Source organism: Leisingera coralii (assembly GCF_049056525.1).
Taxonomy (GTDB): Bacteria; Pseudomonadota; Alphaproteobacteria; order Rhodobacterales; family Rhodobacteraceae; genus Leisingera; species Leisingera coralii.
This window is the reverse complement of the sequence record NZ_JBHUPT010000002.1, coordinates 106,097-126,826: the sequence shown is the minus strand read 5'-3', so window position 1 is coordinate 126,826 and position 20,730 is coordinate 106,097. Positions and strand designations below refer to the sequence as shown.

Sequence of the window (20,730 nt, the reverse complement as noted above, 5' to 3'; positions counted from 1 at the left end):
GGGCGCAAGGGTTGATTCGAATCCCCGGCCGCCTTTTCATGGCCGCCATGGATAATCGGAAACCGGGACTTTCAGACGCCTACGCCCTGCACACAGCTGCCGATTCCAAACGGCTGTACGGGGACTGGGCCAGCACGTACGATCAGGATTTCGCCGCCGGGCAGGACTATCTCCTGCCCGGATTGACTGCCAAGGCCTTTGCCGGTGCCGGGGGATCCGGCCCGGTGCTGGACGTGGGCGCAGGCACCGGCCTTTGCGGCCAGGCGCTTCAGGCGCTTGGCATTGGCCCCATAGACGCCACCGACATCAGCGCCGCCATGCTGGCCGAAGCCCTGCGCAAGGACGCCTACCGCGACGTGATCGAAGCCGACCTGCTGGAAGGCATCCCGGTGCCGCGCGGCTCCTACCGCGGCGTGGTCTCCTCCGGCACCTTCACCCACGGCCACCTCGGCCCCGAAGTCCTGCCTGCCCTGCTGCGGGTGGCCGCGCCCGATGCCTGGTTTGCCCTGTCGGTGAATGCCAGGTTCTACGAAAAAGCAGGCTTTGCCGAGGCTTTCGGCCGACTGCTGCGCGGGCAATGGATCAAGAACCTCACCCTGCCCGAGGTGCGGATCTACGGCTCCCGGGCGGCCGGTGCGCACAAGGACGACACCGCCCTGATTGCCGTGTTCCAGAAGGACCAAGGCCCCCTCTGATCTTTCCGGGTCAAGGACGGCCAAAGGCCGCCATGCGGCAGCATGGGCGCAGCCCCTTGAGGCGGAAAGAACAGACACACACTGGGACTGGCTGCTTGAGGAGCAAACCTGCTCCTCAAGAGCTTCTCAGCAGTAAGAACCGGACAGGGAAGTATCCGGGGGATCCTTCGGGGTTCGAACGGGCGGAGCCCAAACGCCGCGCAACGCGCGGCGCCCGGCCCAACTGTGCAGGCACATCTTCAGATGTTCCGGAGCAGGCGGGAGCTCCCGCGCCTTTGGGCGGCATCTTCGATGCCACCCGCAGCCTTGGGCCCGGCAGCCCGCCTGACGGCGCGCTGCGTCAGCGCCCCTTCCAGACCGGATCGCGTTTCTCGGCAAAGGCGCGGGCGCCTTCCAGGTTGTCCTCGGAGCCGTAGAGAACATCCACCGTCTGCAGCTGCCGGCGGGTGATCCGGTTCATCGCGTCCTGGAACTTGCTGTCCTCGGCATCGCGCACGATCTCCTTGATCGCCGCGTAGACCAGCGGTGGGCCGGACGCGAGCAGCCGAGCCAGTTCCCAGGCGCGGTCCATCAGCTGATCCGCCGCCACGATCTCATTCACCAGCCCCCAGCGGTTGGCCTCTTCGGCATCGAACCAGCGCCCGGTCAGCAGCAGCTCCATGGCGATGTGATAGGGGATGCGCTTGGGCAGCTTCACGCTGGCCGCGTCCGCCACCGTGCCGGAGCGGATCTCCGGCAGCGCAAAGGTCGCGTGATCGGCGGCGATGATCATGTCCGCCGACAGCGCCAGCTCCAGACCACCGCCGCAGGCGATGCCGTTCACGGCGGCGATCACCGGCTTGTTCATATCACGCAGCTCCTGCAGCCCGCCAAAGCCGCCCACGCCATAGTCGCCATCCACCGCATCGCCGTCAGCGGCCGCCTTCAGGTCCCAGCCCGGGCAAAAGAACTTCCCGCCGCCGCCGGTCAGGATCGCCACCCGCAGTTCCGGATCATCGCGGAAGTCACGGAAGACCTCTCCCATCACCCGGCTGGTCTGAAGGTCGATGGCGTTGGCCTTGGGCCGGTCCAGCGTCACTTCCAGAATGGCGCCGTCGCGGCGGGTTTTCACAGGGCTGTTCTCTGGGTTTTCACTCATGTTGTCTCCTCCTGGCATGGGTCATGCCGTTCCTTGTCCAGGCCGAAGCCTCAGTATTTCCGGCGCATCAGCGCATCCGCCGCCACCGCATCCGAAGGCGTGCAGAGCAGCGGGTTGATCTCGATCTCTTCCAGCCCCAGCGCGTTTTCCATCACATAGGCTTCCACCGCGCGGATGGCGCGCAGGATCGCCTCGCGGTCCGCAGCAGGGGCGCCGCGGTAGCCATCCAGCAGCTTCGCCATGCGCAGGGACTTCAGTGCGGTTTTGATTTCCGCATCCGAAGCCGGCAGCAGGAAGGAGGCGCTGTCCTGCATCAGCTCGGTCAGGGTACCGCCCGCCGCCAGGGTCATGACAAAGCCATGCGCCGGATCCTTGACCACGCCGATCAGCAGCTCTGCGACCGCGCCGGTGACCATCTCCTCGACCAGGAAACGCGAGGCCGGCATGTTGAAGGCGGCATCGCTCACCTCCTGTCCAGAGTTCAGGTTCAAAGCCACGGCGCCTGCCTCGGTCTTGTGAGCTACGCCCTCGCCCTTCAGCACGACCGGGAAGCCGACATCCACCGCCACCGCGCGGGCATTGGTGGCCGAGGCCGCCCGCTTGGAGCGCGGAACGCGCAGACCGTAACTTGCCAATTGCCACTTAGCCTCGGCCTCCGGCACCAGGTCGGGGTCCACGGCTGGTGTCGGCAGCAACAGCGGTACCGGCAGGTCCGGCAGCGGCAGGCTGGCGGCCTCGCAGGCGGCGATGGCCTCGCTGAGGCCGGCAAATGGAACCACCCCCGCTTCCATCAGCCGGGCCGCCACATCCTCCGGCAGCAATTCGGGCAACGTCGCCACCAGACCGACGTTGGCCCCGGTCCGCTCGTGCGAGCCGATCGCGGCCTGGATCGCGCATTCCCAGTCCGACGCATCGCAGCGGTCACCGCGCGGGAAATCGACGATCAGCATGGTCATCGCCAGCTGCGGGTCCATCATCGCCGCAAACGCCCGGGTCATCGCCTCGGCATCGCGCCAGATATAAGTGTGGTAGTCGAGCGGATTGGCCAGCGCCACCATCGGACCCAGCGCCTCCCGCAGATCCGTCTTCTGGCGCGCATTCAAGGGCGGGAACTCCACCCCCCGCGTGTGGCCTGTATCCGCAGCCAGGCTTGCCTCCCCTCCGGAGCAGCTGATGCTTGCGATGCGGTTCGAGGGCAAACGCCCCGTCACATGCAACAGCTTCAGCGTCTCCAGGAAGGACGGCAGGTCATCAAGACGCGGAATGCCAAGGCGCGAGAGCAAAGCCCCGGCCCCCGCGTCGCCGCCTGCAAGCGAGGCGGTATGAGAAACAGTTGCGGCCTGGGCCTCGGCCGATTTGCCGACCTTCAGCGCAATGACCGGCTTGCCCAGTTCGCGGGCCCGCGCTGCCAGTGCCTCAAATGCGCGCAGATCGCCAAAGCCCTCGATATGCAGGCCCAGCGCGGTGACGCGGTCGTCCTCCAGCAGCGCCTCGCCAATCGCGGCAATGCCCGACTGCGCCTGGTTGCCCGCGGTCACCACATATGCCACCGGCAGGCCGCGTTTCTGCATGGTCAGGTTGATCGCAATGTTGGAGCTTTGGGTGACCAACGCCACGCCTTTTTCCGCCCGCGCTCCGCCATGCTGGTCCGGCCACAGCAGCGCGCCGTCCAGATAGTTAATGAAGCCATAGCAGTTGGGGCCGAGGAAGGGCATATCGCCTGCTGCCTCCAGCAATTGCGCCTGCAGATCTGCGCCTTCAGCGTCCTCTGCAGCAGCCTCAAGGAAACCGGAGGCAAAACACACCGCCCCGCCGGCACCGCGCGCCGACAGCACCCGCACCACCTCGATGGTGACAAAGCGGTTCACCCCGATGAAGGCCGCATCCGGTGCCTCGGGCAGGCTGTCCACGTCCTTGAAGGCAGGCAGGCCCGCGACCTCGCCGGCCTTGGGGTGGACGGGCCAGATGGTGCCCTCAAACCCCATCTTCTGGCACTGCTCGATCACCAGGCGGCACCATGAGCCACCGCCGATCACAGCTATGGATTTGGGACGGAAAAGGCGGGAAAGGTCGCGTGTCATTTTCTGGCGGTTCCGCTGGTTGAGAGTTCGGGAGCCTCCGGCGGGGAGTGAAGGGCGTCTTGAAAACTGTCCGGGGGACAGTTTTAGCCCTGAACGGGCGGAGCCCAAATTGCCGCAGGCTTGGTTCATGTGTCAATTTGGGCTCCGCCCGTTCCCAGCTGAATTGGTCCCCCGGACCAATTCCGGGACGCTGCTCACTCCTCGCCGAAGGCGAAAAAACTGCTGGGTTTCAAGGTGCCGGCCGGTCGAGATGGCCCAGATCCCGGTCCGGGTCAATCCGGTCTCGCACGCGGGTCTTCAGCTCTTTCACATCCGGAAAGCCGCCGTCCCGTTTGCGTTCCCAGACCAGCTCCTTGTCAACATGGATCTCAAAGATCCCGCCCAAATCTCCGGGAACCAGTGTCACCCCGCCCAATTGGTCCTGGAAAGTCTGCAGCAGCTCCTGCGCCATCCAGCCCGCCCGCAGCAGCCAGTTGCAGCCGGTGCAGTAGGTAATGGTAACAATTGGTTTCCCGGTCTGGGTCATGGATCAGCCTCCGACGGCGCGCAGCATCTCGCGGCTGATGATGTGCCGCTGGATTTCACTGGTGCCTTCCCAGATACGCTCCACCCGCGCGTCGCGCCAGATGCGCTCCAGCGGCAGCTCGTCCATCAGGCCCATGCCGCCGTGGATCTGGATCGCCTCGTCCGCGACAAAGGCCAGCATCTCGGTGGCCTTCAGCTTGGCCATCGACATGTCGCTCTCGGTGACGGTGCCCTGGTCGAACTTCCAGCCGGCTTCCCAGGTCAAGAGGTTCGCCGCCTTCAGCTCCAGCGCCATGTCGGCCAGCTTGAAGGAGATGCCCTGGAACTTGCCGATCTGCTGGCCGAACTGTTTGCGCTCGGCGGCGTATTCGATCGAGTGCTGCAGCGCGCGCTCTGCGCGGCCCAGGCAGGTGGCGGCCACTTGCAGGCGGGTGGCGCCCAGCCAGGTGTTGGCAACCTCGAACCCCTTGTCGACCTCGCCCAGAATGGCCGAGGAGGGCAGGCGGCAGTCGTCGAATTCCAGCACCGCGTTGGTGTAGCCGCGGTGGCTGACGTTGCCGTAGCCGTCACGCACTTCGAAACCCGGCGTGCCCTTGTCGACAAAGAAGGCGGTGATCTTCTTCTTCGGCCCGCGCGGTGTGTCCTCGACCCCGGTCGCCATGAAGCAGATGGCAAAATCGGCAATGTCCGCGTGGCTGATGAAATGCTTGGTGCCGTTCAGGATCCAGTCGTCACCGTCCTTGCGCGCGGTCGCCTTCATGCCGCGCAGATCAGAACCCGCATCCGGCTCGGTCATCGCCAGGCAATCCCATTTCTCGCCCTTCATGCAGGGGAACAGGTATTTCTCCTTCTGTTCCTCGGTGCCCGCCAGCAGGATGTTCGACGGCCGCGCCACGCCGGTCCAGTGCAGCGCATAGTTGGCGCGGCCCAGTTCCTTTTCGTACATCAGCCAGGTCAGGGTATCGAGGCCGGCACCGCCCACTTCCTCGGGCATGTTGGCGGCATAAAGACCCGCTTCCATCGCCTTTTTCTGCACATCGCGGATCACATCCATGTCCAGATGGCCGGTGCGTTCGATCTCCGCCTCATGCGGATAGAGCTCCTTTTCCACAAAGGCGCGGGTGGTCTCAACGATCATCGACTGTTCTTCGGTCATCCCGAACTGCATGGCGGTCTTCCTTCGGCAAATCTGTTGCTGATCAGATTACGCCGCTTGCCGGCACCCATCATGCAGAGATAGACAGAATCATGCGAAGCTGGACAAAAGATACCGCTGCAGTGCAGCAATTGGATGTGCTGCTGTTTGACGCGTTTTCGGCCCATTGCCTCGCCAACACGGTGGAGCCGCTGCGCGCCGCCAACACTTTCGCCGGGCGGCAGGTCTATGCCTGGCGGTTCCTGACGCTGGATGGCAAACCGGCGGTGTCCTCCTCGGGGATGGAGGTGCGGGCGCATGGGAAGCTGGGTGATTGCAGCGGCGATCTGCTGATCGCGATGCCGTCCTATGACTTCCTGCGCCATGCCACCGTGACCACCGCCCGGGCGCTGAAGTCCGCCGCGCGGCGCTTCAAGGTGCTGGCGGGATTTGACACAGGCGCCTGGCTTCTGGCGCAGGCCGGTCTGCTGGACGGCAAGCGCGCCACCATCCACTGGGAGGAATTGAGCCGTTTCACCGAGGCTTTCCCCGAGGTTCAGACGGAACGCGCCCGCCAGGTGTGGGACGGAGACCGCATCACCTGCACCGGCGCGCTGGCGGCCTTTGACACCATGATGGAACTGATCGGTGAGCAGCACGGGGCAGCGCTGCGGCTGGAGGTGGCGACACTGTTCATGGCGCCGGAAGCAACCGAGACCCAGGACCCGATCCTGGTGCGCGGCAAATCCGTGGCCCGTGCGGTTGCGGTGATGCAGGCCAACTTGGAAGCGCCCTTGCCGATTGCTGCCGTGGCCAGGAAAGCAGGTCGCAGCCAGAAGGATCTGGAGGCCCGGATGAAGGCCGAACTGGGGGCGACGCCACAGGCCGTCTACCGGCGGCTGCGGCTGATACAGGCCAGAAAGCTGGTGTTAGAGACTATTTTGAGCGTCTCGGAGATTGCCCTGCGCTGCGGCTATGACGACCCCAGCGCGCTGACCCGGGCCTTCAAGGCAGAGTTTGGTGTAACGCCCAGAACTTTGCGCAGCGGTGGGCAAATTGCCCACACTACGTAGGGTGGGCGATTCCGCCCACCGCCACTGAAGCTCAGACCTGTCTGGCCGCCATCCACTGGTTCAGCTGCCACAGCCCCCAGGCCAGCGGGATCGCCGCCAGACCGCCGATCACATAGGCCAGCGGCTCATCCGCGAAGGATTCGAACATCTGCGTATAGGCGTGGATCGCGGCAAAGGTCAGCGCCGCGTTGAACAGCCCGCGCTGGTGCCGCTGCGCCGCCCAGAAAATCACCGCCGCCAGCACCGCCGCCCAAAGCACCGAATACACGCCTTCGGAGATGAACAGCGCACTGTCGCGGAAGGCGTCGCGCGCGGCGGAGTAGCTCTCCCAGTCCTCATAACCGTCGCTGTACCGGCCCGGTCCCCAGACGGTTTCACCCACCACGTCCCCCCACAGAGAGCCGACCAGCGCGCAGAGGTTGGCGACTACAAACCCCAAAACCGCCAGGATGCGCAGGTGCCGGGCGTCGCGATCTGCCAGCCGGGCCGCACCCCAGACACAGAGCACGATCAGCAGCACCATCTGCAGGATCGTCAGCGTGGATTCCGGCGAATAGAACACATAGGCCGCGTGGAAATAGCTGGTGCCGGTCTCCAGCATCTGCGCAAAAGGCGCAATCGCCAGCGCGGTGACAAAACGCACGTCCACCTGCCAGCCGGCCAGCGCCAGCGCCCCGGCATAGTAGAGCAGCGCCAGATTCCGCAGCGGTGAGCCGATGCCGTATTGCTGCAGCAGCAATTCGATCCCTGCCAGATGCATCGCCAGCCCCATCAGCAGGATCGCGCCCAGCACAAACCCCGCGGACCAGGCCCCGTGCCGCCAGCGCCAGGTGCAGATCAGCGCCACCAGCGCGCCGGCGGGCAGCATCACCCAGCCGGCGATGTCCTCGTATTTGTCCACCAGCTCGATCCCGGCGCCGCCCATCAGCATCCCCGCGCCGATCAGTGTGGCGGAGTTGCCGAACATGCGCAGCATCTCGCCGCCGCGCGCCAGAACCGCCAGCCCGCCGCCCAGCATCAGGATGCCCGTGACAGCCACCGCCAGCGGATCGGCCAGCCAGAAGATGAACCCGGCAGTGGCGGCGATGATCCCGAAGCACAGGATCGCATTCACCGCCAGCGACACCATCACCTCGCGCGAGCGCGTCTCGAGGATGCGGGCCTGGTCCGGGGTCAGAACCCCCTCCTCGACCAGCGCATTTGTGTCGGCAATGGCGTGCATCAGCGGTCCCTCGCGGCATCCAAACAGTTCAGCGCAGCATGGACCGGCTGTCGTCAAGGCGAAAGGGGAGGAATTCCTGCCGCTTACCCCTTGGGGTGGCTGGGCACCCAGGCATAGCCGTTTTCACACAGGATATAGGCCTCGCGCAGGCCGTGCGGCTTGTCCGTTGGCGGCTGAAGAATGGTGAACCCCGCGGCTTCCGCCCGGGCCACAGCCTCATCCGGATCGGTGTCGTAAAGGCGGATCTCTATCCCGGCCCCGCGCGGCGGGTTTTCCGGCAGCAGACCCAGCAGCGGGTTTTCCGCATAGGTGCCGTCCCTGTGCAGCTGAAACACCTGCCCGCCATAGGTGACAATGGCAAAATCCTTGCTCACCTGATGGCCTTTCATGGCAAAAACAGTCTCTAAAAAGGCAACCTCAGCCGGAACATCCCGCACCAGAAGATTAAGACCGATCCCGCGCAGGGAGCGGCCGAAACTGTCCGCGTCTGTCTGTTCATAATCCATGCCCGCAGTCTTCCCCAGCCGCCGCCCTGCGGCAATGCCAAATGCGTCAGCCTTCGGCGCCTTTCCACCTCCTGCATGAAGCTTTGATGGCAATGCAAGCAATCCGCTTGCCTTCCCGCCCGCAATCGGAACAATTGGATTATGTCAGATAATATTTTCCCGAGCTGGCCCGACACCGCCCCGCAATTGATCGAAGTAGCCGCAGGCCGCGCGCCGGCCGATACGGTGATCCGCCAGGGCATCTGGGTCAATGTCCACACCCGCGAGCAGCTGCCGGGCCATGATATTGCGATCAAGGCCGGGCGCATCGCCTATGTCGGGCCGGATGCCTCCTATTGCACCGGGCCGGACACCCAGATCATCGAGGCAAACGGCCGCTACATGATCCCCGGCCTGTGCGACGCCCACATGCATATTGAGTCCGGCATGCTGACGCCTGCGGAGTTCGCCCGCGCGGTAATCCCGCATGGCACCACCTCGATGTTCACCGACCCGCATGAGATCGCCAATGTGCTTGGTCTGGACGGCGTGCGCTATATGCATGACGAGGCGCTGATGCAGCCGGTCAACATCTTCACCCAGATGCCCAGCTGCGCGCCCTCTGCACCGGGGTTGGAGACCACCGGCTATGAAATCTCCGCCGAGGATGTGGCAGAGGCAATGAACTGGCCGGGCATCATCGGCCTGGGGGAGATGATGAACTTCCCCGGCGTCGCCAATGCCGACCCCAAGATGCTGGCCGAAATCGCCGCCACCCAGCGCGCGGGCAAGACCGTGGGCGGCCATTACGCCTCCCCCGATCTGGGCCCGGATTTCGCGGCTTATGTGGCCGGCGGCCCGGCGGATGACCACGAGGGCACCTGCGAGGCCGACGCCATCGCCCGGGTGCGCCAGGGGATGCGGTCGATGATGCGGCTGGGCTCTGCCTGGTATGACGTCGAAAGCCAGATCACTGCCGTCACCGAAAAGGGCCTGGATCCGCGCAACTTCATTCTGTGCACCGATGACTGCCACTCCGGCACGCTGGTCAATGACGGCCACATGAACCGGGTGGTGCGCCATGCGATTGCCTGCGGCTGCGACCCGGTGATCGCGCTGCAGATGGCGACGATCAACACCGCCACCCATTTCGGGCTGGAACGCGAGATCGGCTCCATCACCCCCGGCCGCCGCGCCGATGTGATCCTGACCTCGGACTTGCGCGAACTGCCCATCGAAGTGGTCGTTGCCCGCGGGCAGATCGTGGCGGAATCAGGCTCTATCAAGGTAGAATGCCCGCATTACGACTGGCCCGCCAGCGCCCGCGGCACCGTGCACCTGGGTCATGAGCTGACCGCAAAAGACTTCGAACTCGCCGCCCCCGAGGGCGCCAATGCAGTCACCGCCAATGTGATCGGCGTGGTCGAAAACCAGGCCCCGACCAAGGCACTGCAGGCGGAACTGCCGGTGGTGGACGGGCTGGTCCAGGGCACCAGTGAGGTCTGCCAGATCGCCCTGGTCGAGCGCCACCGCGCCACCGGCGGCGTCACCAATGCCTTTGTTTCCGGCTTCGGCTACAGCGGCAAGATGGCGATGGCCTCCACCGTCGCGCATGACAGCCACCATATGATCGTGGTCGGCACCGACCGTGAGCAGATGGCGCTGGCGGCCAACCGGCTGGCGCAGGTCGGCGGCGGCATCACGCTCTACAAGGACGGGCACGAGCTGGCGCTGGTCGAGCTGCCGATTGCCGGCCTGATGTCCGACAGCCCGGCCACCGAGGTCGCCGCCAAGGCGCAGGTGATGATGGAGGCGATGCAGGCCTGCGGCTGCAGCCTCAACAATGCCTATATGCAGCATTCGCTGCTGGCGCTGGTGGTGATCCCGGAACTCAGGATCTCCGACCTTGGCCTTGTCGACGTCCGCACTTTCCAGAAAATCCCGGTGATCGAGCCCGCGCAATGATAACAACAAAACACCCCGGCCACCCGCCGACCGAAAGCTTCAACGACGCGACAGAGGCCGTCGACCGGCTGGAACTGCTCTACCGGCAGGCCACCGGCTTCATCTGCGAGGAATTCTCCCGGGCGATGGCCGACGGCGCGCCGGACAACCAGCGCATCCGGGCCTATTACCCGGAAATCCGCTTCTCCACCCTGACCTTCGCCCAGGTGGACAGCCGCCTCAGCTTCGGCCATGTCTCCGCGCCCGGCACTTATGCCACCACGGTGACGCGGCCGGACCTGTTCCGCAATTACCTGATCCAGCAGATCGGCCTGCTGATCCGCAACCACGGCCAGCCGGTGATCATCGGGGTGTCGGACACCCCGATCCCGGTGCATTTTGCGGTCGCCTCGCGCCTGGATCTGACGGTGCCCCAGGACGGCGCCGCCGGGTTCACCCTGCGCGACGTCTTCGACGTGCCGGACCTGTCGACCACCAATGACGACATCGTCAACGGCACCCATCAGCCCGCCAACGGCACCGGCCCGCTGTCGCTGTTCACCGCCCAGCGCATCGACTACTCCCTGGCCCGGCTCAGCCATTACACCGCCACCAGCGCCGAGCACTTCCAGAACCACGTGCTGTTCACCAACTACCAGTTCTACGTGGCCGAGTTCGAGGCCTACGCCCGCGCCCAGCTGGCGGACCCCGCCTCCGGCTACACCAGCTTTGTCAGCACCGGCGATCACGAGATCACCGATCCTTCGGGAGAAATCCCGGAAATCGCCAAGCTGCCGCAGATGCCCACCTACCACCTGAAGCGGGAAGACGGGAACGGCGTCACCCTGGTCAACATCGGTGTCGGCCCCTCCAACGCCAAGACCGCCACCGACCACATCGCGGTGCTGCGCCCGCATGCCTGGCTGATGGTCGGCCATTGCGCGGGGCTGCGGAACACCCAGGCGCTGGGGGACTTCGTCCTCGCCCACGGCTACCTGCGCGAGGATCACGTGCTGGACGACGACCTCCCGATCTGGACGCCGATCCCGGCGCTGGCGGAAATCCAGGTCGCGCTGGAGGAAGCGGTGGCGGAGATCACCGAATACGAGGGCTTCGACCTCAAGCGGATCATGCGCACCGGCACTGTCGCCACCATCGACAACCGCAACTGGGAACTCAGGGACCAGTCCGGCCCGGTGCAGCGCCTGTCCCAGTCCCGCGCCATCGCGCTGGACATGGAAAGCGCCACCATCGCCGCCAACGGCTACCGCTTCCGGGTGCCCTACGGCACGCTGCTCTGCGTCTCCGACAAGCCGCTGCACGGCGAGCTGAAGCTGCCGGGCATGGCGTCGGACTTTTACCGGACCCAGGTTGCACGCCACCTGCAAATCGGCATAAGAGCAATGGAGCGTTTGCGCGGCATGCCTCTGGAGCGGTTGCACAGCCGGAAATTGCGCTCGTTCGACGAAACCGCCTTCCTGTAAGGCTGATTTTCGCTGTTTTCCGGGAAAAAATGCCTGTTTTCCCTTATGTCGGGCACACAAGAAGTTGTGTTACCATACAACATAACGATAATGTCTCGCGATGAGGCCCCACAGTTCGGGCAGCTTTAAGGAGACGAAGAATGTCCAAACCGATGACCAAAACCCAGCTTGTAGCCGCACTGGCCGAGGAAATGGGCAGTGACAAGAAAACTGCAGGTTCTGCGCTGGAAGCGGTCTGCTCGCTGATCACCCGCGAAGTGTCGGGCGGCGGTGCCGTGACCCTGCCGGGCGTCGGCAAGATCTACTGCCGTGAGCGCCCCGAGCGCGAAGTGCGCAACCCGGCCACCGGTGAGAAATTCACCAAGGAAGCCGACAAGGTGGTCAAGATGACCATCGCCAAAGCGCTGAAAGACAGCGTTAACGGCTGATCCCGGACAACTTCCGGACGGTTTCAGGGCTGCCCCCGCGGGCGGCCCTTTTCTTTTGCATCGGCCGCCCGCTCCGGCTGACGGTTCGTCCGCCGCCGCAGTGTTCCTGATTTCAAACGCCCGTCCAGAGGCGCACCCTGCCACCAAACCGCAAGGGAGCCGCAGCATGGAAAACGTCAATCTGCTTCTGATCCTGGGTGCTGCACTGCTGGCCGGCGCCAGCCCCGGACCTGCAACGCTGACCATTGCCGGCACCTCCATGCAGCGCGGCCGCGCCGCCGGGCTGGCACTGGCCGCCGGAGTCAGCAGCGGCTCGCTGATCTGGTCTGTCTCCGCCGCCTTCGGCCTCGGGGCCGTGATGCTGGCCAATGCCTGGATGTTCGAAGTGGTCCGCTATCTCGCTGCGGTCTACCTGATGTATCTGGCCCTGCGCTCGGTCCGCTCCGCACTGCGCTCCGGCGCCCCGGAACTGCGCCCCTCGGCCGCACCGTCGCTGCGCGCCGCCTATGCCAAGGGGCTGGCGCTTCATCTGACCAACCCCAAGGCCATTCTGTTCTTCGGCGCGCTCTACGCCATCGGCATCCCGCCCGGCACGGAACCTTCGGCCTTGCTGGTGGTGATCGCCGCCATCGCGGTGCAAAGCACCCTGATCTTCCACGGCTACGCGCTGCTGTTCTCCAGCAGCACCGCCAGCCGCATCTACCTCCGCCTGCGCCGCGGGTTCGAAGCCCTGTTTGCCGCCGCCTTCGGCGCTGCCAGCTGGCAGCTTCTGATGGCGCGGCTCAGCTGATCCCGGCGCCGCGCCGCTTGATCTCTTGCCGCATTTCCCCGAAGGTCCGCCGCGGGAGAAAGGAACTCACGATGGATGCGCGCGCTATTGCCATGGGGCTGGCCTTTGCCCTGATGTGGTCCTCCGCCTTCACCTCGGCCCGGATCATTGTCCAGGACGCCTCGCCGCTGTTCTCGCTGGCGGTCCGCTTCCTGATCTCCGGCCTGATCGGTGTGGCCATTGCCCGGGCCATGGGGCAGACTTGGCGGCTGACGCCGGGCCAGTGGCGGGCCACGGTCATTTTCGGCATCTGCCAGAATGCGCTCTACCTCGGCCTGAACTTCGTCGCCATGCAATGGATCGAGGCGTCTTTGGCGGCCATCATCGCCTCCACCATGCCGCTGCTGGTGGCGCTGGCGGGCTGGGCCCTGTTCGGCGAGCGGCTGCGGCCGCTGGGCTATGCCGGGCTGGCGGCGGGCATCCTGGGCGTCGCGCTGATCATGGGCACCCGCCTCAGCGCCGGCGTCGACCTCCTGGGCGTTGGCCTCTGCGTCATTGGCGTGCTGGCCCTCACCGCCGCCACCCTCGCCCTGCGCGGCGCCACCTCAGGCGGCAATTTCATGATGGTTGTGGGGCTGCAGATGCTGGTCGGCTCCGCCATCCTGTTCGTGGCCGCGCCGCTGACCGAGGAGATTTTCGTGCACCCCACCTGGCCGCTGGCGCTGGCCTTCACCTATACCACCATCGTGCCGGGGCTGATGGCCACCTTCATCTGGGTGCTGCTGCTGAACCGCATCGGCCCGGTGCGCGCCGCCACCTTCCACTTCCTGAACCCGGTGTTCGGCGTGGCCATCGCCAGCGTGCTGCTCGGTGAAAAACTGGGCCCGCTCGACCTGCTGGGCGTCGCCATCGTCACCGGCGGCATTCTGGCCGTCCAGCTTGCCCGCCAGGCCGGCCGGCGCAAAAAGGAACTCTCCCGCGCGGCAAAGCCGGGCTGACGCCCGTCCATGCCCCTTGGGCCCGGCACCCGCGGCCCGTTGCAACCCCTCGCGCTTACGGCTTAACCTGACCCTCAAGACCCCAACAGGAGGACGCAGCATGAGCGCGCAACTGACCCAGGTGCTGGAGGCGATCGACGCCGCCAACGCTTTGGACCCCACTCTGGAAGACGGCCAGCCCGCCGCGCTGCTCTATGGCCAGCGGATGAGCCAGGAGCAGGAACGCCTGTTCCCGGACGCCTCCGAGGTGCTGCAGATCGCCGCCCGCGGCCAGCATGTGGAACGCTGGAAGCTCGCCCGCGATGCCTTCCCCGAAGGCCGGGCCGGCTATCTCGCCTGGCGCAAGGCCGAGGCTGTGCATCACGCCGATGTGGTCACCTCCCTGATGCAGGACGCAGGCTATGGCGCCGAAGATACGGAGGCCGCCGCCAGGATGCTGCGCAAGGAGGGCATCAAGCGCGACGATCAGGTGCAGGCGCTGGAGGACATCATCTGCTTTGTCTTCCTCAAGTGGTATTTCGCCCCCTTCGCCGCCAAGCATCCGGCCGACAAGGTGCAGCGCATCGTCGAGAAGACCGCCCGCAAGATGTCGGCAGACGCCCGCGCCCGGGTGCTGCGGGAGTTCGACCTGCCCGGCGACCTGGCCGGCGCCTTCGCTGCCTGACCGCGCCAGCCCCCGCACCCGCCCTCTGCAGCACACGGCTTTGCGAGCCGCCTGTAACAGGGCTTTGCATTTGCCCATCCAGACCCCATGTTCTGCACCAAACGCGAACAGGCGGGAGGACACCATGACCAAATACTTCAAGAACCCGGACGCCATTGCCGCCCTCTCCGAGGAAGAGTTCTATGTGACCCAGAACGCGGGCACCGAACGCCCCGGCACCGGCAAGCTGCTTTATAACAAGGAGCCGGGCATCTATGTCGACATCGTCTCGGGCGAGCCGCTGTTTGCCTCCTCCGACAAGTATGAGTCGGGCTGCGGCTGGCCCAGTTTCACCAAGCCGATCGAATCCGCCCATATCCAGGAACTGGAGGACCGCAGCCTCGGCATGATCCGCACCGAGGTCCGCTCCACCCATGGCGACAGCCACCTGGGCCATGTCTTCCCGGACGGCCCGATGGACCGCGGCGGCCTGCGCTACTGCATCAACTCCGCCTCCCTGCGGTTCGTCCACCTGGACGACATGGAGGCCGAGGGCTATGGCGCCTACATCAACCAAGTGGAGGTCGTGAAATGAGCACCACCGAACGCGCCGTCCTGGCAGGCGGCTGTTTCTGGGGCATGCAGGAACTGATCCGCAAGCGCCCCGGCGTCATCAGCACCCGCGTCGGCTATACCGGCGGCGACGTGCCCAACGCCACCTACAAGAACCACGGCACCCATGCCGAAGGGATCGAGATCATCTTCGACCCCGCCGTCATCTCCTACCGGGAGCTCTTGGAGTTCTTCTTCCAGATCCATGACCCGACCACCCTGAACCGCCAGGGCAATGACATCGGCATGAGCTACCGCTCCGCGATCTACTACGTGGACGACGCCCAGAAAGCGGTGGCCGAGGACACCATCGCCGACGTCGATGCCTCCGGCATCTGGCCCGGCAAGGTGGTGACCGAGGTCGAGCCCGCGGGCGATTTCTGGGAAGCGGAGCCGGAGCATCAGGACTATCTGCAGCGGCTGCCCAATGGTTACACCTGCCATTTCCCGCGCCCCGACTGGGTGCTGCCCAAACGCGGCGCCGCCGCAGAATAGGCTCTGACAAAGCGCTTTCAGCCCCGCCGAACACCGGCGGGGCTTTTCAAACGCCAGATCTGCAGCCAGCATCCGTGCTTCTTCTGGCCAAAAATATCCCCGCCGGAGGCAGCGGGTTTTCCCGGAAAACCCGCTTTACAGCCCAGGACACCTAGGCGTGCGCCACCCGCGGCCGGCCGCTGGCCTCCACCGTCAGCGTGCCCTCGACGAACACCTCCCGCGATTCCACCTGCGCGGTGCGGATATCCCGCTCCACATGCACGTGAATATCCTCGGCACCGGCATCCTCCGCCGCGCCGCGCGCCTCCTCGGCCAAGGCCGTCTCCAGCGCCGCCAGCGCTGCATCGGAGGCCGGGAAATCCACCGGGCCGCTCTCCAGATGCACCCGGTACTTGCCCTCCGCCGGGGACGTCACGGTGCCGCTGCGCCGCATGGTGACCCGGCCCACAACCGCGCCAATGGCATTGGCCACGCCTGCGTGTTCCGGCAGGATCATGTTGCAGCGCAGCCGCTCCCCCACCGCCGGATAATAGCCGGGGGCAGAGGCGCCCAGCCCCACCACATCCACATTCATCGAGGCATCCAGCGCCAGCAGACCGCGGTGCCGGGCAAGCCCCTTCTGCAGCAGCACATGCCGCGCCAGTTCCCTTTCCGGCAGGCCAAAGCTCTCGGCCTCTTCCGCAAACGCGGACTCCAAGAGGGTCAAAGCGGTCTGTTCGGTCAGCTGATCGATGATCATCTGCGCCATCGTTTCCGCATCCTTCGCCGCCATGTCGCCGCTGCCCACCCGGCGGCGGGCAAAGAGGGTCAGCGCCTTCTCCGCCGCTTGCCCATCCCAGGCATCGACCCGGCCCAGCACATGACTCGCATCCGAAGGTGTCACCCCCGACACCTGCACCAGCCCGCGGTCGACCAGCCGGTTCAGCGAGCCGTGCTCCATCCGGGTCCGCAGAATGCTTCCCAGCGGGTGCACCTGCATCCCGATCCGCGCCAGCAGCCCGGCCTCGCGCTCGCTGAGCCCCGCCACCGGCACCCCCGGCACCGCGCGGACGAACCGGCCGTCAAACTCGCCCACCGTTGTATTGCGCAGCTGTTCGTCCAGCGCCGCGTGCACCACCTCCGGCGCATCCGTGGCAATCAGCGAGACCGGCACCACCCGCCGCGGCCCCAGGGTCAGCCCGCCGGCCAGGCCGCTGGTGTTCAGATGCACCTGGCTGTCGCCGCCCAGGCCGGTGGTGCGCATCGCCACCGCCTCGACCATGGTGCGGAACTCACCGACCCGGGCACCGGCCGGGTCAATCGCCGGCTTGCCGTCCCGGATCAGCGCCACATCGGTGGTGGTGCCACCGATATCACTGACCAGCGCATGCTCCACACCGGTCATCCAGCGCGCCCCCACGATCGAGGCCGCCGGTCCCGACAGAATGGTTTCGATCGGCCGCTCACGCGCCTGTTCGCCGCTCATCAACGCCCCGTCGCCGCGCACCACCATCATCGGCGCCTCGATGCCAAGGTCGCGCAGCGTGTCCTGCGCCCGGCCGATCAGCCGGTCGATCATCCCGATCAGACGCGCGTTCAGCACTGCCGTCACCGCCCGCTTGGGCCCGTTCAGCTTGGCCGACAGCTGGTGCGAACAGGTCACCGGCGCACTGGTCAGCTCATGAATGATCCGCGCGGCCTCCATCTCATGCGCCGGGTTCCGGGTGGCAAAGACACCGGCCACGGCAAAACCCGTCACCCCCTGCCCCTCGGTGCGCAGAAACATCTCCAGCGACTCCACATCCAGGGGCGCCGCCTCGCTGCCCGCATGGGTATGGCCGCCCGCCAGCACCAGTGCCGGATCGCCCTTCAGCGCATCCTTCAGCCCGTGCCGGTCCAGATCGTCCTCCTTAAAGCCGATGTAGATCAGCGCCACCCGGCCGCCCTGTCCCTCGACCAGCGCATTGGTCGCCAGCGTGGTCGACAACGCGGCCAGCGACACGTCCTCCGGCTTCACTCCGGACTGCTCCAGCACCGCCCGGATCGCGCCGCCAACGCCAATCGCCAGATCCTGCCTCGTGGTCAGCGACTTGGCCGAGGCGATCACCTCCTTCTCGTCGCGGATCAGCACCGCATCGGTATAGGTTCCGCCCGTGTCCACTCCCAGCAACAGCGCCATGCCCAGCCCTCTCAAATTCTGTTCGCCGGACCGGGTGTAACGCCTATTTGCGGCCCGTCCATCCTGTTTGCGTCACGAAAGCCTTTGAACCGCCCAGCGCGCCGCATCGGCCACCGCCGGATCCGGATCCTCCGCCAGCCCGCGCGCCACTTCCCGCAGGTCCACCAGGCCGGAATTGCCAATGGCATAGAGCACATTGCGCACAAACCGGTCCCGCCCGATCCGCTTGATCGGCGAGCCGGAGAACATCGCCCGGAACGCCGCATCATCCAGCGCCGCCAGTTCTACCAGCCGCGGCGCCTTCAGCTCCTCGCGCGCGGCATAGCGCATGTCGCTGGCCGCTACCGCAAACTTGTTCCACGGGCAGGCCGCCAGGCAATCGTCGCAGCCATAGATCCGGTTGCCCATCTTCTCCCGCAGTTCCTCCTCCACCGGCCCTTTGTGCTCGATGGTCAGATAGGAGATGCAGCGCCGCGCATCGACCTGGTAGGGCGCTGGAAAGGCATCGGTCGGGCAGCTGTCCAGACAGGCCCGGCAGGACCCGCAGCGGTCCCGCTCCGCCTCATCCGCAGGCAGGTTCAGCGTGGTGAAAACAGAGCCTAAAAAGGCCCAATTGCCCCAATCCCGGCTCACCAGGTTGCTGTGCTTGCCCTGCCAGCCCAGCCCCGCCGCCTGCCCCAGAGCCTTCTCCGGCACCGGTGCGGTGTCGACAAAGACCTTCACCTCGCAACCCTCGCCGGCCTCCGCAATCAGCCAGCGCGCCAGCCGTTTCAGCCGCTTCTTCACCAGGTCGTGGTAGTCCTTGTTGCGCGCATAGACCGAGACCGCGCCGCGGTCCGCCTGCCCCACCACCGCCATCGGGTCCTCATCAGGCGTATAGCTCTCCGCCAGCATGATCACCGACCGCGCCTCGGGCCACAGCTGCGCCGGATCCCCCCGCCAATGGGTGCGCTCCGCCATCCAGCCCATCTGCCCGTGATAACCCGCATCCAGAAAGGCCTGCAGCCGTCCAGGCACCTCCGGCACATCCCACGGGCGGCAGACCCGGCAGGAGACAAACCCCTCCGCCAGCGCCTGAGCGACCAGTCTTTGCTTGATGCCGGATCCGTCTTTCATCTGGCTGAAAATATCCTCGGGGGTGAATTGAGCCGCAGGCTCAAGAGGGGGCAGACAGCCCCCTAACCCCGTTGATATCAGAAATCCAGGTCAGTGTAATGCGGCGGCGGCCGGAAGCCCGGCACCTGATCGGCCAGGATCGAGCGGAACGCAGGCCGCGACTTGATCTTGGCATACCAGTCCTTGACCACCGCCGACCGGTTCCAGTCCACATCCGAGATGTAGTCCAGCGACGACAGATGCGCGGCCGCGGCAAAATCCGCCAGCGTCATCATGTCTCCGGCCAGCCAGCGCCGGTGGTCCAGCAGCCAGGCCATGTAATCCAGGTGGTATTTGATCGCCTTGGCGCCGGCCTTGACGTTGCGGCTGTCCGGATAGCCCTCGCCGGTGATTTTCTTGTTCACCCGCTCATACAGCAGCTTGGAGGTCACCTCGTGGTGGAACTTGTCGTCAAACCAGCTCACCAGCCGGCGCACCTCATAGCGGCCCGCGGCGTCTTTGGGCATCAAGGGCGGCTCCGGCCTGGTGTCCTCCAGGTATTCGCAGATCGCCGCGCTTTCGGCCATCATCTGGCCATCCAGCCGGATCACCGGCACCTTGGCCGCCGGGTTGCGGCGCAGGAAATCGGGATCCTGCTCCCAATAGCGCTCCTCGACCAGCTCAACCTCGATCTTCTTCTCCGCCAGCGACAGCCGCACCTTGCGGCAAAAGGGGGACAGGGGAACGTGGTACAGGCGCGCCATGGCTACAGGGGATCTCCAGAAACGTTACTACGGATACCCAGCAATGCCTTGGCCGGGAGAAAGATTCAATCCTCGAAACAATCCACCCGCCCGTCTGCGCGAATGGTGGCCGCCCCGTCCATGATCTGCCCCGCCCGGCGCTGCACGAAACCGCTGGGGCGGCGGGCGGAGCGCTCCTTGGGATTGGGCAGCACCGCGGCGATCAAAGCCGCCTGGCGGGCGCTCAGCTCATCCGGGCCGACGCCGAAATACTTGCGCGCCGCGGCCTCGGCCCCGAACACGCCCTCGTCCATCTCGGCGACGTTCAGATAGACCTCCAGGATCCGCCGCTTGCTCCAGACAATTTCCACCACCGGGGTCAGCAGCGTCTCCAGCACCTTGCGCGGCCAGCTGCGGCCCTGCCACAGGAACACGTTCTTCACCACCTGCTGCGAGATGGTCGAGCCGCCGCGGCTGCCGCCTGCCTCGATCGCGGCCTGAATGGCGCGGGCATCAAAGCCCCAATGACGGCAGAACTGCGCATCCTCCGCCGCCACGACGGAACGCGCCAGCACCGGCGCCATCTCCTCCAGCGGCACCCACATCCGGTCGACCTCGCCCAGCCGCCGCTGCTCGGCCCAGATGGTATGGGTGACCGGCGGATTCACCACCGAAAACAGCAGGATGAGGAACAGAAAGACCGCCGCAACCGCAAGCACCGCGCGCAAGATCCAGCGCCGCAGCCAGCGCAGCGGCTGAATCTGCCGCTTCGCCGTCTTCTTGCTGCTCTTGGGTTTCTTCTTCTTTGCAACTGCCTTGGCCATGTCCCTCTATAGGACGGCAGAGGGGCATTCACAAAGGGTCAGTTGCCCTGCTGCCGTAATCCGCCGGTTGGGATTTTCCGGGAACAGGGGAAGGGGCGCTGCCCCTCTTGAGCCTGCGGCTCAATTCACCCCGGGATATTTTCAGCCAGAAGAAGACCCGGGCCCGGCAGGACGCGGCCCGCG

At 65.7% G+C, this 20,730-nt stretch carries 20 protein-coding genes; 10 read left to right on the top strand and 10 right to left on the bottom strand.

Annotated features, from left to right (window positions below; genetic code table 11):
* The first annotated feature begins 47 nt into the window (after positions 1 to 47).
* A complete protein-coding gene (locus ACFMBG_RS01075; RefSeq protein WP_421052883.1) occupies positions 48 to 695 on the top strand; it encodes a class I SAM-dependent DNA methyltransferase in 648 nt (215 codons plus the stop codon).
* 340 nt (positions 696 to 1,035) lie between these two features.
* Here the strand turns inward: ACFMBG_RS01075 and ACFMBG_RS01070 are convergent, their stop codons facing one another.
* The 4 genes from ACFMBG_RS01070 to ACFMBG_RS01055 all read right to left on the bottom strand — a co-directional run bounded on the left by ACFMBG_RS01070 (position 1,036) and on the right by ACFMBG_RS01055 (position 5,607).
* Positions 1,036 to 1,833, bottom strand: a complete 798-nt coding sequence (locus tag ACFMBG_RS01070; RefSeq protein WP_421052882.1) for a carnitinyl-CoA dehydratase — start codon at positions 1,831 to 1,833, stop codon at positions 1,036 to 1,038.
* A gap of 50 nt (positions 1,834 to 1,883) precedes the next feature.
* A complete protein-coding gene (locus ACFMBG_RS01065) occupies positions 1,884 to 3,914 on the bottom strand; it encodes an acetate--CoA ligase family protein (protein WP_421052881.1) in 2,031 nt (676 codons plus the stop codon).
* 229 nt (positions 3,915 to 4,143) lie between these two features.
* The gene (locus ACFMBG_RS01060) at positions 4,144 to 4,440 is read right to left on the bottom strand and encodes an Rdx family protein (protein WP_421052880.1); all 297 of its coding nucleotides are present in this window, start codon (positions 4,438 to 4,440) and stop codon (positions 4,144 to 4,146) included.
* A 3-nt stretch (positions 4,441 to 4,443) separates the two neighbouring features.
* The gene (locus ACFMBG_RS01055; RefSeq protein WP_421052879.1) at positions 4,444 to 5,607 is read right to left on the bottom strand and encodes an acyl-CoA dehydrogenase family protein; all 1,164 of its coding nucleotides are present in this window, start codon (positions 5,605 to 5,607) and stop codon (positions 4,444 to 4,446) included.
* Positions 5,608 to 5,687: 80 nt separating this feature from the next.
* Here ACFMBG_RS01055 and ACFMBG_RS01050 point away from each other — a divergent pair, with 80 nt between their 5' ends.
* Positions 5,688 to 6,647 carry a GlxA family transcriptional regulator gene (locus tag ACFMBG_RS01050; protein WP_421052878.1) on the top strand — a complete coding sequence of 320 codons (960 nt, stop codon included), beginning with the start codon at positions 5,688 to 5,690 and terminating at the stop codon, positions 6,645 to 6,647.
* A 31-nt stretch (positions 6,648 to 6,678) separates the two neighbouring features.
* Here the strand turns inward: ACFMBG_RS01050 and ACFMBG_RS01045 are convergent, their stop codons facing one another.
* Both ACFMBG_RS01045 and ACFMBG_RS01040 read right to left on the bottom strand, forming a co-directional pair.
* Positions 6,679 to 7,869, bottom strand: a complete 1,191-nt coding sequence (locus ACFMBG_RS01045; RefSeq protein WP_421052877.1) for a hypothetical protein — start codon at positions 7,867 to 7,869, stop codon at positions 6,679 to 6,681.
* A gap of 83 nt (positions 7,870 to 7,952) precedes the next feature.
* Positions 7,953 to 8,375 (bottom strand): VOC family protein, encoded by a 423-nt coding sequence (locus tag ACFMBG_RS01040; RefSeq protein WP_421052876.1) that lies wholly within the window; start codon positions 8,373 to 8,375, stop codon positions 7,953 to 7,955.
* 141 nt (positions 8,376 to 8,516) lie between these two features.
* Between ACFMBG_RS01040 and ade the strand changes: the two genes are divergently transcribed.
* From ade to msrA, 8 genes are all read left to right on the top strand, one after another.
* Positions 8,517 to 10,319 carry an adenine deaminase gene (gene ade, locus ACFMBG_RS01035; protein ID WP_421052875.1) on the top strand — a complete coding sequence of 601 codons (1,803 nt, stop codon included), beginning with the start codon at positions 8,517 to 8,519 and terminating at the stop codon, positions 10,317 to 10,319.
* A complete protein-coding gene (locus ACFMBG_RS01030; protein ID WP_421052874.1) occupies positions 10,316 to 11,782 on the top strand; it encodes an AMP nucleosidase in 1,467 nt (488 codons plus the stop codon). Before ade ends, ACFMBG_RS01030 begins: the two co-directional genes overlap by 4 nt.
* Before the next feature lie 140 nt (positions 11,783 to 11,922).
* Positions 11,923 to 12,210: an HU family DNA-binding protein gene (locus tag ACFMBG_RS01025; protein ID WP_008553440.1), complete on the top strand. Its 288-nt coding sequence runs from the start codon at positions 11,923 to 11,925 to the stop codon at positions 12,208 to 12,210.
* A gap of 166 nt (positions 12,211 to 12,376) precedes the next feature.
* The gene (locus tag ACFMBG_RS01020) at positions 12,377 to 13,000 is read left to right on the top strand and encodes a LysE family translocator (RefSeq protein WP_421052873.1); all 624 of its coding nucleotides are present in this window, start codon (positions 12,377 to 12,379) and stop codon (positions 12,998 to 13,000) included.
* Between the two features lie 71 nt (positions 13,001 to 13,071).
* Complete coding sequence (locus tag ACFMBG_RS01015) at positions 13,072 to 13,977, top strand: DMT family transporter (RefSeq protein WP_421052872.1); 906 nt, start codon at positions 13,072 to 13,074, stop codon at positions 13,975 to 13,977.
* Positions 13,978 to 14,077: 100 nt separating this feature from the next.
* A complete protein-coding gene (locus ACFMBG_RS01010) occupies positions 14,078 to 14,641 on the top strand; it encodes a DUF4202 domain-containing protein (RefSeq protein WP_421052871.1) in 564 nt (187 codons plus the stop codon).
* 124 nt (positions 14,642 to 14,765) lie between these two features.
* Positions 14,766 to 15,215 (top strand): peptide-methionine (R)-S-oxide reductase MsrB, encoded by a 450-nt coding sequence (gene msrB, locus ACFMBG_RS01005; protein WP_421052870.1) that lies wholly within the window; start codon positions 14,766 to 14,768, stop codon positions 15,213 to 15,215.
* On the top strand, positions 15,212 to 15,727 hold the full coding sequence (msrA, locus tag ACFMBG_RS01000) for a peptide-methionine (S)-S-oxide reductase MsrA (RefSeq protein WP_421052869.1): 516 nt from the start codon (positions 15,212 to 15,214) through the stop codon (positions 15,725 to 15,727). The genes msrB and msrA overlap by 4 nt, the downstream gene beginning before the upstream one ends.
* A 151-nt stretch (positions 15,728 to 15,878) precedes the next feature.
* Here the strand turns inward: msrA and ACFMBG_RS00995 are convergent, their stop codons facing one another.
* The 4 genes from ACFMBG_RS00995 to mtgA all read right to left on the bottom strand — a co-directional run bounded on the left by ACFMBG_RS00995 (position 15,879) and on the right by mtgA (position 20,547).
* The gene (locus ACFMBG_RS00995) at positions 15,879 to 17,885 is read right to left on the bottom strand and encodes a hydantoinase/oxoprolinase N-terminal domain-containing protein (RefSeq protein ID WP_421052868.1); all 2,007 of its coding nucleotides are present in this window, start codon (positions 17,883 to 17,885) and stop codon (positions 15,879 to 15,881) included.
* Positions 17,886 to 17,957: 72 nt separating this feature from the next.
* Positions 17,958 to 19,001 (bottom strand): tRNA epoxyqueuosine(34) reductase QueG, encoded by a 1,044-nt coding sequence (gene queG, locus ACFMBG_RS00990; RefSeq protein WP_421052867.1) that lies wholly within the window; start codon positions 18,999 to 19,001, stop codon positions 17,958 to 17,960.
* Positions 19,002 to 19,078: 77 nt separating this feature from the next.
* Entirely contained in the window at positions 19,079 to 19,744 is a 666-nt protein-coding gene (fzlA, locus tag ACFMBG_RS00985) for an FtsZ-binding protein FzlA (RefSeq protein WP_421052866.1), read from the bottom strand.
* A gap of 65 nt (positions 19,745 to 19,809) precedes the next feature.
* Entirely contained in the window at positions 19,810 to 20,547 is a 738-nt protein-coding gene (gene mtgA / locus ACFMBG_RS00980; RefSeq protein ID WP_421052865.1) for a monofunctional biosynthetic peptidoglycan transglycosylase, read from the bottom strand.
* Positions 20,548 to 20,730 lie beyond the last annotated feature (183 nt).